The sequence below is a fragment of the Shewanella amazonensis SB2B genome (assembly GCF_000015245.1).
Classification (GTDB): domain Bacteria; phylum Pseudomonadota; class Gammaproteobacteria; order Enterobacterales; family Shewanellaceae; genus Shewanella; species Shewanella amazonensis.
This window is the reverse complement of the sequence record NC_008700.1, coordinates 1,641,402-1,656,208: the sequence shown is the minus strand read 5'-3', so window position 1 is coordinate 1,656,208 and position 14,807 is coordinate 1,641,402. Positions and strand designations below refer to the sequence as shown.

Below are 14,807 nucleotides of genomic sequence, written 5' to 3'. Positions count from 1 at the left end.
TTGCAGTGTAAAACTGTTGCTAAATGACGAGCTTAGGCATAAAAAAGCCCCCGTGGATATCGGAGGCTTTTTGGGTGTATCAGGGGTCAGACCCGGGCGTCACCATAGCCCATGCGGGTCAGGGTGTTGCGCACCAGTTCCAGCGTAGCCGGGTCTTCAATGGTGGCAGGTACACTGTATTCCTGATTGTCGGCAATCTTGCGCATGGTGGCACGCAGGATTTTACCTGAGCGGGTCTTGGGCAACTTGGGAATGGCACTGACCAGCTTAAAGGCGGCAACGGGGCCAATTTCACTTCGCACCAGCGCAACCAGCTCTTTATTGAGCTGTTCATCGGTGATGTCTACCCCGTTCTTGAGTACCACCAAGCCAAGGGGCACCTGACCTTTGAGCTTGTCCTCCACGCCAATCACAGCCGCTTCGGCAACTGCCGGATGCTGACAGAGCACCTCTTCAAACCGGCCCGTGGACAGACGATGGCCTGCTACGTTAATGACATCGTCGATACGGCTCATGATGTACAGGTAGCCGTCTTCATCCATGTAACCCGCATCGCCGGTGAGATAACAATCCGGGTACATGGAGAGGTAACTGTCGATGTAGCGTTTGTCGTTTTGCCACAGGGTCGGCAGTGTGCCCGGTGGCAATGGCAGGCGAATAACCACGTTGCCGTATTCACCGGCGCCCACGCTGTTACCGGCCTCGTCCACCACATCCACTTGATATCCGGGCACCGGCCGGGCGGGCGAGCCCGGCTTAATGGGCATTTGCGCAATCCCCATCAAGTTGGAGGCAACAGGCCAACCGGTTTCAGTTTGCCACCAGTGGTCAATCACAGGCTTGCCAAGCATTTCCTGGGCCCACAGCAGGGTATCGGGATCGCAGCGCTCCCCGGCCAGGAACATCTGCTTAAGGCAGTCAAGGTTGGTGTTACGGCAGAAAAAGCCTTCAGGGTCTTCACGCTTGATGGCGCGAATGGCAGTGGGCGCGGTAAAGAAACTCTTTACACCATACTTTTTAATGGTGCGCCAGAACGCACCGGCATCCGGGGTGCCCACGGGTTTGCCTTCATAGAGCACAGAGGTGGCACCGGCAATCAGAGGGCCGTACACGATGTAAGAGTGTCCTACCACCCAGCCCACGTCTGAGGCGGCCCAGAAGGTATCACCGGGTTCGATGTCGTAGAGGTAGCGCATCGACCACGCCAGCGCCACTGCGTGGCCGCCGTTGTCCCGCACCACGCCCTTGGGTTGGCCGGTGGTGCCAGAGGTATAGAGCACATACAGGGGGTCGGTTGCCTTGACCGGCACCCAATCGGCATCGGCTGCGCTGGCCACAGACTCTTGCCAGTCAAGATCACGCCCGGGGGTCATCGCTGCCTCATATTGAGGGCGCTGTAAGATCAAACATTTACTGACCTTATGGCTCGCCTGAGCCAGGGCCGCATCCAGCAGCGGCTTATAGGCCACCACACCCGAAGGCTCAACCCCACAGGAAGCTGAAAGCACCATCACTGGTTTGGCATCATTGATACGACTGGCCAGTTCATTGGCAGCAAAACCGCCAAACACCACAGAGTGAATCGCGCCGATACGGGCACAGGCGAGCATGGCATAAGCCGTCTCGGGCACCATGGGCATGTAAATCACTACCCGGTCACCCTTATTCACACCCTGTGCCTTGAGCAGGCCAGCCAGGCGCTTCACCTGGGCCAGACACTCGGTGTAGCTGATAGAATATTCGGTTTCCGTTACCGGACTGACGTAATGAAACGCCGTCTGACTGCCACGCCCGGCATCCACCTGACGGTCGAGGGCGTTATAGCAGGTATTGATTTCGCCGTCTGTGTACCAGCGATATAAAGGCGCCTGTGACGAATCCAGAATGGTCGATGGCGCCTTGTGCCAGTCCACCATATCGGCAGCCTTTCGCCAGTATTGCTCGGGGTTATCCCTGGCTTCCTGGCGCAGCGCCTCAGCAGGATCCGCGGGCATCTTTGTGCTTGTGCTTATTGTTGTCATTGTAATGGTCCTCCGGGGTGGAGTGGCGACATCTGCGCCGGTAAGGTCCCTTCCTTATCTTCGGCATTATTGCGCGGAGTCGCCCCGCCCCCCATTAGACAAAAGCCTAGGGCGGCTTGAGTATGAGACACACAAGGATGGCCATCACGGCAGGAAACACGGGTAGGTTAGGTGCTTGGATGATCAAGATAAGCAAATACCCCCACCCTAAAGAGCACGCGAGCCCATTGAAAACATTTCCCGGCGAGCCTGTAAGCTAAGCCTGACACCGGTCACCATGAAAATACATTTCGCACACAGCTCCCAACTTTACCTTTACGTAAACTTCATATATCTTGCATCCAATTGAAACAAGAAAAATCCGGTGTCGAGATGAGTTCAACCAACAGTGCGCAAACCAGCTATTCAATCAGTGACTTGTCGAAAGAATTCGACATTACCACCCGCTCTATCCGCTTCTATGAGGATCAGGGGCTGCTCAAGCCCAAGCGTCGTGGTCAAACCCGTATCTACAGCCTGAAAGACCGGGTTCGCCTTAAGCTGATTCTGCGCGGTAAGCGCCTCGGGTTTTCCCTGGCGGAAACCCGCCGTTTGTTTGAACTTTACGATGCCGACAAAACCAGCGTAACCCAGCTCAATACCATGCTGGCGCTGATTGAAGAGAAAAAAGCGGCACTGCAACAACAGATGGACGATATCAAGGTGGTCTTGATGGAACTCACCAGCGCCGAGGCCCAATGCCGCGGCGCCCTGGATGGCCAATCCAGGAGTTCCTGAACTGACGCCAACGCCCAGACTGAAACCAGACCGACACAATAACAAAGATAACAAGACAACAAGCAGATTTAAGGACACAAGCACATGAGCCACCTGTACTCTACTCTCAACTTCGGACTCGGTGAAGACGTGGATATGCTGCGGGACGCGGTATACGAATTTGCCAAGGGTGAAATTGCGCCGCTGGCGGAAAAGGTTGACCGCGACAACGCCTTCCCCAACGAGCTGTGGGCCAAGTTCGGTGACATGGGCCTGCTTGGCGTGACCGTGGCCGAAGAATACGGCGGCGTGAACATGGGTTACCTCGCCCACGTGGTGGCCATGGAAGAAATCAGCCGCGCCTCGGCCTCCATTGGCCTGTCTTACGGCGCTCACTCCAACCTGTGCGTTAACCAAATCTATCGCAACGGCAATGAGGCCCAGCGTGCCAAGTACCTGCCCAAGCTCATCAGCGGTGAGCACATTGGCGCCCTGGCCATGAGCGAGCCCAATGCCGGCTCCGACGTGGTATCCATGAAGCTGCATGCCCGCAAGGAAGGCGACCGCTATATCCTCAATGGCAACAAGATGTGGATCACCAATGGCCCCGATGCCCACACCTATGTGATTTATGCCAAGACTGACCTCGACAAGGGACCACACGGCATCACCGCCTTTATCGTTGAGCGTGGATTCAAGGGTTTCTCCCAGGCGCAAAAGCTCGACAAGCTGGGTATGCGCGGCTCCAACACCTGTGAGCTGGTGTTTGAAGACTGTGAAGTACCGGAAGAAAACATCTTAGGCGGCCTCAACAACGGCGTGAAAGTGCTGATGAGTGGCCTCGATTACGAGCGCGTGGTGCTCTCCGGTGGCCCACTGGGCATCATGACAGCCTGTATGGATATAGTCGTGCCTTATGTGCACGAGCGGGTGCAGTTTGGCAAGTCTATTGGTGAATTCCAACTGGTGCAGGGCAAGCTTGCCGACATGTACACCGGCATGAATGCGGCCAAGTCTTACGTTTACAACGTGGCCCGTGCCTGTGACAGAGGCGAAACCACCCGTAAAGATGCCGCCGGTGTCATCCTATACGCCGCCGAATTGGCAACCAAGATGGCGCTGGACGCCATTCAGCTGCTGGGCGGTAACGGTTATGTGAATGAATATGCCACCGGCCGTTTGCTGCGGGATGCCAAGCTGTATGAAATCGGCGCAGGCACCTCGGAAATCCGCCGCATGCTGATTGGCCGCGAGCTGTTTAACGAGACTAAATAAGCAAAGCCGATAAGTCAGGCGGATAAGCCCTACTCTTCACATCCACTCCCCGGCGAAGTGCCGGGGCAAAGGGACACTGCGGCAGGCAATACGCCTGCCCCTTGGAGGACACAAGACGTGACTCAACTTACCTCCCGCGTGAATCCACGCAGCGACGAATTCAAACAAAAACACGATGCCATGGCGGCCCTGGTGGCTGACCTCAAGGATAAGCTCGCCCATATCGAACAGGGCGGCGGCCTGGTGGCCATGGAGCGCCACTTATCCCGTGGCAAGCTCGCCCCCCGCGCCCGGGTGGAAAAACTCTTAGACCCCGGTTCGCCCTTTTTGGAGCTCAGCCAATTTGCCGCGTTCGAAGTCTACGATGAAGACGTACCGGCAGCAGGCATCATTGCCGGTATCGGCCGGGTCAGCGGCGTCGAGTGCATGATTATTGCCAACGATGCCACCGTAAAAGGCGGTACCTACTACCCCATCACGGTGAAAAAGCACCTGCGCGCCCAGGCCATTGCCGAGCGCTGCCATCTGCCCTGCATCTATCTGGTAGACTCAGGCGGCGCCAACCTGCCCCGTCAGGACGAAGTCTTCCCCGACCGTGACCACTTCGGCCGCATCTTCTTCAATCAGGCACGTATGTCCGCCAAGGGCATTCCGCAAATCGCGGTGGTAATGGGTCTGTGTACCGCAGGCGGCGCCTATGTGCCTGCCATGGCGGATGAATCCATTATTGTGCGCGAACAGGGCACCATCTTTTTGGCAGGCCCGCCTCTTGTGAAAGCGGCCACCGGCGAAGAAGTCAGCGCCGAGGAGCTTGGCGGCGGCGATGTACACACCAAAATCAGTGGCGTGGCCGATCATCTGGCGCAAAACGATGAGCACGCGCTGGAGCTCGCCCGCAAGGCAGTATCGCGCCTTAATCATCAAAAGCAGGTTGAGCTGCAACTTTCGAAAGTGAAACCGCCCAAGTACGACATCAACGAACTGTACGGCATAGTCGGTACCGACCTTAAAAAGCCCTTCGATGTGAAGGAAGTGATTGCCCGCATCGTGGATGACTCCGACTTTGACGAGTTCAAGGCCAACTACGGCACCACCCTGGTGTGCGGATTTGCCCGTATCCATGGGTATCCGGTGGGGATTGTAGCCAACAACGGCATCCTGTTTTCAGAGTCGGCCCAAAAAGGCGCCCACTTTATTGAGCTGTGCTGCCAGCGCAAAATCCCGCTGGTGTTTTTGCAAAACATCACCGGCTTTATGGTGGGTAAAAAATACGAGCACGAAGGCATTGCAAAGCACGGTGCCAAGATGGTGACTGCGGTTTCCTGCGCCACTGTGCCCAAATTCACCGTGCTGATTGGCGGCAGCTACGGCGCCGGTAACTACGGCATGTGTGGCCGCGCCTTTGAGCCTACCCTGATGTGGATGTGGCCCAATGCCCGCATTTCAGTGATGGGCGGAGAGCAGGCCGCTGGTGTGCTCGCCACTGTGCGTAAAGATGGTCTGGCCCGCAAAGGCGAAACCATGAGCGCCGAAGAAGAAGCCAAATTCAAGGCGCCCATCATCGCCCAGTACGATAAAGAAGGTCATCCATACCATGCCAGCGCCCGCCTGTGGGATGACGGCATTATCGACCCGGCGCAAACCCGTGACGTACTGGGGCTGGCCATATCCGCCGCCCTCAATGCCCCCATCGAAGAGACCCGCTTCGGCGTGTTCCGCATGTAAGGAGAAGGCTATGACAACCATGACTTCCATTGCCGAGCTGTCTGCCTCCTTCAGCCGCATCCGCCTGGAGCTTAACGGCAGGGTGGGGTATCTCATCTTAAATCGCCCCGAGGTGCACAACGCCTTCGATGAGGTGATGATTAGCGAAATGACCCAGGCCATCAACGCCTTCGCCCATGAGAGCGAGTGCGCTGTAATGGTGCTTAAAAGCGACGGCAAGCACTTCAGCGCTGGCGCCGACTTGAACTGGATGCGCAAGCAAGCCGCCATGGACTTTGACGACAACCTCAAAGATGCCCGCGAGCTTGCCAACCTGATGGATACCCTGGACCGCTTCCCCAAGCCCTCCATCGCCCTGGTAAACGGTGCAGCCTACGGCGGCGCGCTGGGGCTGGTTTGCTGCTGCGATATTGCGATTTCGAGCCACAAAGCGAGTTTCTGCCTGTCTGAAGTCAAACTTGGCCTCATTCCGGCGGTGATTAGCCCGTACGTGGTGCGCGCCATGGGACCACGCCAGAGCCGCCGCTATATGCTCACGGCTGAGCGCTTCGATGCCAGCATGGCGCTGGCCTTAGGCGTAGTGCATGAAATCGCAGACGATTTGGACGCTGCAGCCGCGCCCATTATCCAAAATCTGCTGAGTGGCAGCCCCCAGGCGCTGGGGTGGTGCAAATCGCTTATTGCCCGTTTGCAAAGCGGCGTAATTGATGAGCACACCCGTGACTACACCAGCGAGCGCATCGCCCGCATTCGGGTGTCCGCCGAAGGACAGGAAGGCCTCAACGCCTTTTTTGATAAGCGCAGCCCAGCGTGGGTTAATGATACCGGCAGCAAGGACTAAGGGATTTTTCATGTTTAACAAACTCTTAATTGCCAATCGCGGCGAAATTGCCTGCCGCGTTATCCGCACCGCCCGCGACATGGGCATTAAAACCGTGGCCGTCTACTCAGATGCCGACCGCGACGCCCGCCATGTGGCGCTGGCAGATGAGTCTTTTTATCTGGGTGAAAGCGCCCCGGCGAGCTCTTATCTTCGCGGTGAGCTGATTATCGATATCGCCAAAAAATGCGGCGCCGAGGCCATTCACCCCGGTTACGGCTTTTTGTCGGAAAACGCTGCTTTTGCCCGCGCCTGTGAGGCAAGCGGCATCGCCTTTGTGGGCCCGGGCTCAGACGCCATCGACGCCATGGGCAGCAAAAGCGCCGCCAAGCTGATTATGGAAAAAGCCGGTGTGCCCCTGGTACCCGGTTACCACGGCGACGACCAAAGTGATGCCACCCTGCTTGCTGAAGCCAAAAAAATTGGTTATCCCCTGCTTATCAAGGCCGCCTACGGTGGTGGCGGCAAGGGCATGCGTATTGTCGAGAGTGAGAGCGAGCTTAAAGCGGCCATCGACTCGGCCCGCCGCGAGGCCGCCTCAAGCTTTGGCAACGATAAACTCTTGATGGAGCGTTATCTGCGTCAGCCGCGCCACGTTGAGGTGCAGGTGTTTGCAGACTCACAGGGCAACTGCGTGTATCTGTCTGACCGCGACTGCTCTATTCAGCGCCGCCACCAAAAGGTGGTGGAAGAAGCCCCTGCCCCGGGCCTGCCGGACAGCCTGCGCAAGCAAATGGGTGAAGCTGCCGTTGCCGCTGCCAAGGCCATCGACTATCGCGGCGCCGGTACCGTGGAGTTCCTGCTTGACGTCGATATGAGCTTCTTCTTTATGGAGATGAACACCCGTCTGCAGGTAGAGCACCCGGTGACCGAAATGGTCACTGGTCAGGATTTGGTGAAATGGCAGCTGCTGGTTGCTGCGGGTGCCCAGCTGCCACTGGAGCAGCACGAAATCCAAATCCATGGCCACGCCTTTGAGGTGCGGATTTACGCCGAAGATCCCAATAACGAGTTTTTGCCTGCCAGTGGCAAGCTCACCTTTTTGCGTGAGCCAGAGCCAAGCCGTCATGTGCGCATCGACTCTGGCGTGCGTGAAAATGATGTGATTTCAAACTACTACGACCCCATGATTGCCAAGCTGATTGTGTGGGACGAGTCGCGCCCCCGCGCGCTGGCACGCCTTACCCGCGCCCTTGGCGATTACCGTGTGGGCGGACTTAAACACAATATCGAGTTTCTCTCCAACATCGCCGAGCATCCGGCGTTTGCACAGGCGAACTTTTCCACCGACTTTATCGGCCGCTATGGTGATGCGCTGATTGGCGACAGTCGCGACGAAGCAGACACCGCCTTTGTGCTGGCCGTGCTCACTCAGCTGCGTTTACGTGAGGCTGTGTCTCAGGACGTGGCTGGACACGACCCCTTCAGCCCCTGGTCGAGCCTGAAAGGCTTTCGCCTAAGCAGCCCAAGACGCCACAGCGTAACCCTGCTGGATGACGCTCACCAAAGCCGCAGCGCAGAGCTCACCGAGTCAAACGGCCGCTATCAGCTGTGCCTTAACGACAAGCTGATTGAGCTAAGCGGCAGCATTGAAGACAGCGAGCTTAAGTGCGAAATCAACGGCCACAAAATGAAGGTGACAGTATCGCTGGAAGACGGCGGCCTCACCGTGTTCCTCTCAAGCGGCAGTTACCACTTCCGTGAAGTGCTCGGCCAGGTGCTGGAAGAAACCGCGAGCTCAGAAGATAAACTCAAGGCACCGATGAACGGCACTGTGGTGACCCATCTGGTGGCTGCGGGCGATAAAGTCAGCGCCGGTCAGGGTTTGCTCGTGATGGAAGCCATGAAGATGGAATACACCATAGAAGCGCCCTTTGATGGGGTGGTGAGCGAGTTCTTCTTTGCCCCCGGCGAGCTGGTGTCGGACGGTACCTTGCTGCTGGCGCTGGAGATGGCCGATGCTGCAGCCGACAGTAAAGAAACGGAGGCCTGAGATGGCACTGCCAACCCATATCAGCCTGTTTGAAGTCGGCCCCCGTGACGGCCTGCAAAACGAAAAGCAGGTGACCACGGCGGACAAAATTCTGCTGGTTGAAAGCCTTGCCGCCGCCGGAGTAAAACGTATCGAAGCAGCCAGTTTTGTGTCGCCCAAGTGGGTGCCGCAAATGGCCGACTCCGGCGAGGTACTCAAGGGTATTTCCCGCGTGGCCGGAGTGCGTTACAGCGCCCTCACCCCCAATCTCAAGGGGCTGGAACTGGCACTTGACGCCAACGCCTCTGAGGTAGCGGTATTTGCCGCCGCCAGCGAGGGCTTTAGCCAGAAGAACATCAACTGCTCGATTGAAGAGTCGATTGAGCGGTTTATCCCACTGATAGAAAAAGCAAAAGAGCATAACCTGCCGGTGCGTGGTTATGTCTCCTGTGTGCTGGGTTGCCCCTACGATGGCGAGATAGCCACAAGCGAAGTGGCGCGGGTGTCTGAAATTCTGTACAAACTCGGCTGCTATGAAATTTCTTTGGGTGACACCATAGGCGTTGGCACACCGCTAAAGGCCCGTAAAATGGTGGAGGCCGTGGCGGCCAGGGTGCCAGTGGACAAACTTGCGCTGCACTTTCACGACACCTACGGCCAGGCGCTGGCCAATATCCTCGCCAGCCTTGAGAGTGGCATCCGCACCGTGGATACCTCGGTGGCGGGCCTGGGCGGCTGCCCCTACGCCAAAGGCGCGTCGGGTAACCTTGCCAGCGAAGATTTGGTGTATATGCTCCACGGCATGGGCATAGAAACAGGCATTGATCTGCATAAGCTGATTGAGGCCGGAAACCGCATCAGTGCCGCCCTTGGTCGGCACAGCGGCGCCAAAGTGGCACGGGCTCTGACCTAGCCACTGCAAGATAACAATAACTATCTCCTGCCCCACAGCGGGCAGGCGAATAAAGCACAGCACACCACCTGACATCACAGCAGGTTAAGAACAAAAGGAAGACAAGATGGCTGGACTCTACAAGGTCGTCGACAGTTACGACCAGGCCCTGGCGGGCCTAACTGACAATATGACCATTATGGTGGGCGGATTTGGCCTGTGCGGTATTCCGGAAGGCCTGATTAACCAGATGGTAAAACTTGGCACCAAGGGGCTGACTGCCATTTCCAACAACGCAGGGGTGGACGACTTTGGTCTGGGGCTGTTGCTGCAAAACAAGCAGATCAGCACCATGATAGCCTCCTACGTGGGTGAAAACGCCACCTTCGAGCGCCAGATGCTGAGCGGCGAGCTGAACGTTATCCTCACCCCACAGGGCACACTGGCTGAAAAAATCCGTGCCGGCGGCGCCGGTATCCCGGCTTTCTTTACCGCCACTGGCTACGGCACTCCGGTTGCCGAGGGTAAAGAAACCCGCGAAATCAAGGGTCGCCACTATGTGCTGGAAGAGTCCCTGACCGCCGATTTTGCCCTTATCCGCGCCTGGAAGGCCGATACCATGGGTAACCTGGTGTTCCGTAAAACCGCCGCCAACTTCAACCCCATGATGGCCACCGCCGGTAAAATCACCGTGGTGGAAGTGGAAGAAATTGTTGAGCCGGGCGAGCTTGACCCGGACCATATCCACACCCCGGGCATTTATGTGGATCGCATCATCAAAGGCAGCTTTGAGAAGCGTATCGAACAGCGCACCGTGAAAAAGGCTTAAGGAGACCGCCATGGCACTTTCAAGAGAACAACTGGCCCAGCGCGTCGCCAAAGAGCTTAAAGACGGCTACTACGTAAACTTAGGCATCGGCATCCCTACCTTGGTGGCCAACTATATCCCCGACGGCATGCAGGTGATGCTGCAGTCGGAAAATGGCCTGCTGGGCATGGGCGAATTCCCCACCGAAGAGACTATCGACCCGGATCTGATTAACGCCGGTAAGCAAACCGTAACAGCGGTAAAAGGCGCATCGTTTTTCTCCAGCGCCGAAAGCTTCGCCATGATCCGCGGCGGCCATGTGGACTTAACCGTGCTCGGTGCCTTCGAGGTGGACGTTGAAGGCTCTATCGCCTCCTGGATGATCCCCGGCAAGCTGGTAAAAGGCATGGGCGGTGCCATGGATTTGGTGGCCGGTGCCGACAATATTATCGTTACCATGATGCACGCCGATAAATACGGTAACTCCAAGCTGCTGCCCAAGTGCGAGCTGCCGCTCACCGGCTTTGGCTGTATCAAACGCGTGCTTACCGATCTGGCCTTTATCGAAATCAAAGATGGCGCCTTCCACCTGCTGGAGCGCGCCCCCGGCGTGACCGTGGAAGAAATCGTCGAGAAGACCGCAGGCAAGCTTATCGTGCCCGAGCACGTACCTGAGATGCAGTTCTAAACGGCCCAGCGCTTTCAGGCCAGTCCATAAAAACACCCGCAGCTGCGGGTGTTTTTATATGTATAGCCTGCTGCTATTTACCAATCCAAACTTGCGACATCATCCCGCTTGTTAAGCTGTTGTTATTTATGTATCTTAAGCATTAATAAGGTGCGAATTTGTCATGATAATTACAGGCGTCGCACTGGTCACACTGATAGTCAGCTGATAACAACTTGTATTGAGTCTTCAGCAAAAAAACAGCCAGGGAAGCGCATAATCTGTAGAGACTAAGGATAAACTCACCATTCTCTCCACTACCGCCCTGGCCTATCGGCTCTGACTCAAACCGCTCAAATATCATCATTAGATGCCCTTCCAAATGAAGGGCGTCATGCGGTAGCCATGGCGTTTACCGGTAGCCACAATGGTGAATCAGGGATGGTGAATCGGGAATTGGGAATAGTGAATCGGGGATGGTGAGTCGGGATGGCATAGTCACAACCGATCAAGGGGGCTGACTGTTCCGGCGTAATGCTGGCCCAGTACGTGGGTGTAAATCTGGGTTGTCTTTACATCGTTATGGCCCAATAACTCCTGCACAGTACGGATATCGTATCCGGCCTGCAGCAAGTGAGTAGCGAAGGAATGACGGAAAGTATGGCAATTCACCTTTTTGCGCACCCCAGCATGACGCACCGCGATTCTCAACGCTTTGCGAATCGCACTGTCGTGAAGATGATGGCGGCAAATTTCACCGGTGATAGGATGAGGGCATAATCCACTACTCGGAAACAAATACATCCAGCCAGGTTCGCGAAAGGCATTCGGGTACTTTACCGAAAGTGCTGTAGGCATCGATGGTCCAATACCACGTTGATTGTCTTTTTGCTGGATATTCAGACTATGTTCAATTTGATCCGGTAACCAATTCAGGCAACTTCGGCTGAGCAACGTTTGGCGGTCCTTATTCCCTTTACCGTCATGCACGGTCACAGATAACCGCTCCAAGTCGACATCCTGCACCCTAAGCCTGAGACATTCTGTCACTCTGAGCCCACTGCCGTAGAGCATTTGAATCACATGTAAGTGAACCCCACTCAGTTTAGCGAGGATATGTGCGACCTCTGTCTGTGTGACGACGATGGGCAAAGAACGCTGCTTGGTGGCCAATGAAAAAGGCAACTCGCCAAGCTCAATCTGTAAAAACTTTTGATACAGATAGATCAACGCATTTAAGGCCACTTTTTGGGTATTCGCGGCCACATGGCGCTCTACAGCAAGATAGGTTAAAAACGCGGTAATTTCCGCGCTGCCCATAGTGTCAGGATGGCGTTTTTGATTGAAAAGAATGTAAAACTTAATCCAATGAAGGTAAGTTTTCTCCGTGCGCAAGCTGTAGCCTCTCAAACGTATACTGTCGCGGACAGCATTCAGGAAGGGACTGTGTGTCATCAAACACCTCAAAAAAACAACTGTATATAAAAACAGTATTAATGGTGTTTTTCAAAATGCAAGCACGGTTATCTCAATTGATTGGCACGAATCACCCAGCCTAAAAACACTATTTATTATAAAAATTAATAACTTAAAAATTTACTAAGTTTGAATAACAGGCCGAAAACACAAACAAAGTGTGCCGGCACGCTTTGCGCTGGCAACTTATATGGACAAGATCATCTAAATAGTTAATTCTATTGAACATAAACCGGCACGCTTTTCACTGGTCTGAGGTGATAAACGAGCCGTCTCACTATACAAAGTTAGGGCTCTTGGTACTTATGAATGAAAGCTAGTGATTTAATAAAAAAGCTCGAAGCTGATCCCGATTATCAGGAGATGCAAAAGCGTAGAGCTCTGGAGTTAAAAGAGAGAGAAGCTGTTCTGGCAGAGGATGAGCGAAGCTTATTAGAAGAACTGTCATTAATTGGTTATGCAATTGAATCAGTATGGGACTTCGTCAACAATAATAATCGCCATGAGTTTTTACGTAAGTTTAATGGCAGCTATGCTGGAGCCTATCCAACTTTGGTAAAGCACCTAACTATTGAGCATCACCCAAGAATTAGAGAGGGTATAATTCGTGCTCTCACGGAAAAAGATGCTAATGAGGTTGCGTCCGAGTCTTTATTGTCTGAGTTTTATAAAGAGCAAGACTTGAATTTAAAGTGGGTGCTTGCAAATGCTTTACGCACAGTTTTAACTCTCTCCCAAAAAGCCAAGCACCCTGAATACAAGGAGGTTTACAATGGCAAAGGTCAGCCCTAACAAGCACATGTTGTCGGACTGGTTTTCCGCTGCGCTCCAAACCAGCCGCAAATGCGGGCGTTAAGAGGCAAGAGATAGTAAGTGCAACAGTCACAGATTATGGAAGATAAGATTATTTCAGCAGTGAGAACTTTTGCTAGCTCGATAAACTCGGGTGGCAAAGTCGTAGCTGATATGTCTGAACTAATTGAAGTTACTTCTCAGTTGCCTCTTTCGAGTTTTGATTACTGGGAACGATTTATTCGTTCAGAATTCTCTACAGCCCTACGGGAATCCAATTCCCCTAAGTGGAAGGTATGGTCAAAACCCAAGGAATTAGTAACTTGGCTTGACCTTATTAGCTGGGATGGTTACAAACGCGAAAAAGCACTGCGCGCCCTGTCTGGTGCTGCACCAAATACTTTCTTTTTTTCTCTTGCAGTTCGTAGGCTCAATGATTGGGTGCCTCAAGTCCGTAAAGCCGCAAGGGAAAAGCTCCCTGAGATAGCAAAATCTACAGTTCCTGAATGTGTAGTTGACGCATTATGTGTAGCACTTTCCAATTGGAATTCGTGGGGTAGGATTGAAGATGCAGATAAAGAGGTTCTTCTAAAAATTCTCTGTGAGAAAGAGATAGCAAAGTCCCTTCGATCAAAATTAATTTTTTCTGCTTCAGGGCCTATGCCATCACTCTTTTCTCAGCTTGGCCGCACTCCAATACTTGATGGGCAAATTGAAGAAATAGCAAAATCCGCTATTCAGCCTTCGGTCCGGGCCAAGGCATACCGCAGCTTATTTGAGGGGCGGGTTATCTGGATAGAAGGCCGAAAATGGGTGTGGACTGATATAAGGTACTGTGAAGGCAGGCTAAAGCCTATCGTTGGTGAGCGGAAGTTAGAAATTGAAACTCCACTAATAGACTTACTAAAAAGGTCATCAGAAGATCGCTCATCCATCGTTAGGCGTGTTTCAGCAGAGATTCTAATACGAGAGCTGGGAAATCTGGGTGTAAAAGCCAAAGAGTTTGCCGAACGCTTTGCTTTAGATAGCTCACAAGCTGTATCTGAAAGGGGTGATTTTGCCTTAAAGAAATTAGACGAAGCAGAGCGTGCCAATGCCTCTTAACAAGCGCATGTTGTCGGACTGGTTTTCCGCTGCGCTCCAAACCAGCCGCAAATGCGGGCGTTAGGTGCCCCGTGAAATCCGCATTTAAATTCACATGCTCAGTGACTAGAAAGCCTGCGATCAAAGACTCGATTCCATTTGTGGTAATGTTATGGCTGGTTTGTTTAGCTGTTGTTTTCAATGGTGCAGCTTTGTTCATTGTAATTGCGCTTGGCTTGGAGGAAGCATTTGCTTCATTTTCAAACGTATACTTGGCTGTTCAATTTTCTTTGTTTACTGGTTTATTTTTTGCGTTAGTTTATAGATTAGGACGGATGCTTCAGTAGCAAGGCCACCTAACAAACCAAGTCAGCGGGACAATTACATGCAGGCTCCCGTCACTTCGTTCCGTATTTTAGCCTGCATGTACTTGCCCCTGCTTGGGGCGTTAGCTTTCAAT

The 14,807-nt window shown here is 53.9% G+C and carries 12 protein-coding genes; 10 read left to right on the top strand and 2 right to left on the bottom strand.

The annotated features are described in order from the left end of the window. Nucleotides 1-86 precede the first annotated feature (86 nt). Nucleotides 87-2,021, bottom strand: a complete 1,935-nt coding sequence (locus SAMA_RS07115; protein WP_011759479.1) for a propionyl-CoA synthetase — start codon at nt 2,019-2,021, stop codon at nt 87-89. A gap of 372 nt (nt 2,022-2,393) precedes the next feature. On the opposite strand from SAMA_RS07115, the gene SAMA_RS07110 reads away from it, so the two are divergent. The 8 genes from SAMA_RS07110 (at nt 2,394) to SAMA_RS07075 (ending at nt 11,017) form a co-directional block, all read left to right on the top strand. Further along, complete coding sequence (locus SAMA_RS07110) at nt 2,394-2,798, top strand: MerR family transcriptional regulator (RefSeq protein WP_011759478.1); 405 nt, start codon at nt 2,394-2,396, stop codon at nt 2,796-2,798. Nucleotides 2,799-2,882: 84 nt separating this feature from the next. Next, complete coding sequence (locus SAMA_RS07105; protein ID WP_011759477.1) at nt 2,883-4,052, top strand: isovaleryl-CoA dehydrogenase; 1,170 nt, start codon at nt 2,883-2,885, stop codon at nt 4,050-4,052. 117 nt (nt 4,053-4,169) lie between these two features. Continuing rightward, nucleotides 4,170-5,777 carry a carboxyl transferase domain-containing protein gene (locus tag SAMA_RS07100; RefSeq protein WP_011759476.1) on the top strand — a complete coding sequence of 536 codons (1,608 nt, stop codon included), beginning with the start codon at nt 4,170-4,172 and terminating at the stop codon, nt 5,775-5,777. A 10-nt stretch (nt 5,778-5,787) separates the two neighbouring features. Beyond that, nucleotides 5,788-6,618, top strand: coding sequence for an enoyl-CoA hydratase-related protein (locus SAMA_RS07095; RefSeq protein WP_011759475.1), 831 nt, complete (start codon nt 5,788-5,790; stop codon nt 6,616-6,618). Nucleotides 6,619-6,628: 10 nt separating this feature from the next. Further along, nucleotides 6,629-8,650, top strand: coding sequence for an acetyl/propionyl/methylcrotonyl-CoA carboxylase subunit alpha (locus tag SAMA_RS07090; RefSeq protein ID WP_011759474.1), 2,022 nt, complete (start codon nt 6,629-6,631; stop codon nt 8,648-8,650). Between the two features lies 1 nt (nt 8,651). Next, the gene (locus SAMA_RS07085; protein ID WP_011759473.1) at nt 8,652-9,542 is read left to right on the top strand and encodes a hydroxymethylglutaryl-CoA lyase; all 891 of its coding nucleotides are present in this window, start codon (nt 8,652-8,654) and stop codon (nt 9,540-9,542) included. A 106-nt stretch (nt 9,543-9,648) separates the two neighbouring features. Further along, a complete protein-coding gene (locus tag SAMA_RS07080) occupies nt 9,649-10,350 on the top strand; it encodes a CoA transferase subunit A (protein ID WP_011759472.1) in 702 nt (233 codons plus the stop codon). Between the two features lie 10 nt (nt 10,351-10,360). After that, entirely contained in the window at nt 10,361-11,017 is a 657-nt protein-coding gene (locus SAMA_RS07075; protein WP_011759471.1) for a CoA transferase subunit B, read from the top strand. 477 nt (nt 11,018-11,494) lie between these two features. On the opposite strand, the gene SAMA_RS07065 is transcribed toward SAMA_RS07075, so the two are convergent. Further along, the gene (locus SAMA_RS07065; protein WP_408640219.1) at nt 11,495-12,454 is read right to left on the bottom strand and encodes an integron integrase; all 960 of its coding nucleotides are present in this window, start codon (nt 12,452-12,454) and stop codon (nt 11,495-11,497) included. Nucleotides 12,455-12,781: 327 nt separating this feature from the next. On the opposite strand from SAMA_RS07065, the gene SAMA_RS07060 reads away from it, so the two are divergent. Both SAMA_RS07060 and SAMA_RS07055 read left to right on the top strand, forming a co-directional pair. After that, nucleotides 12,782-13,264 (top strand): hypothetical protein, encoded by a 483-nt coding sequence (locus SAMA_RS07060; protein WP_011759469.1) that lies wholly within the window; start codon nt 12,782-12,784, stop codon nt 13,262-13,264. A gap of 81 nt (nt 13,265-13,345) precedes the next feature. Next, nucleotides 13,346-14,368 (top strand): hypothetical protein, encoded by a 1,023-nt coding sequence (locus SAMA_RS07055; RefSeq protein WP_011759468.1) that lies wholly within the window; start codon nt 13,346-13,348, stop codon nt 14,366-14,368. The last annotated feature ends 439 nt before the right edge of the window (nt 14,369-14,807 follow it).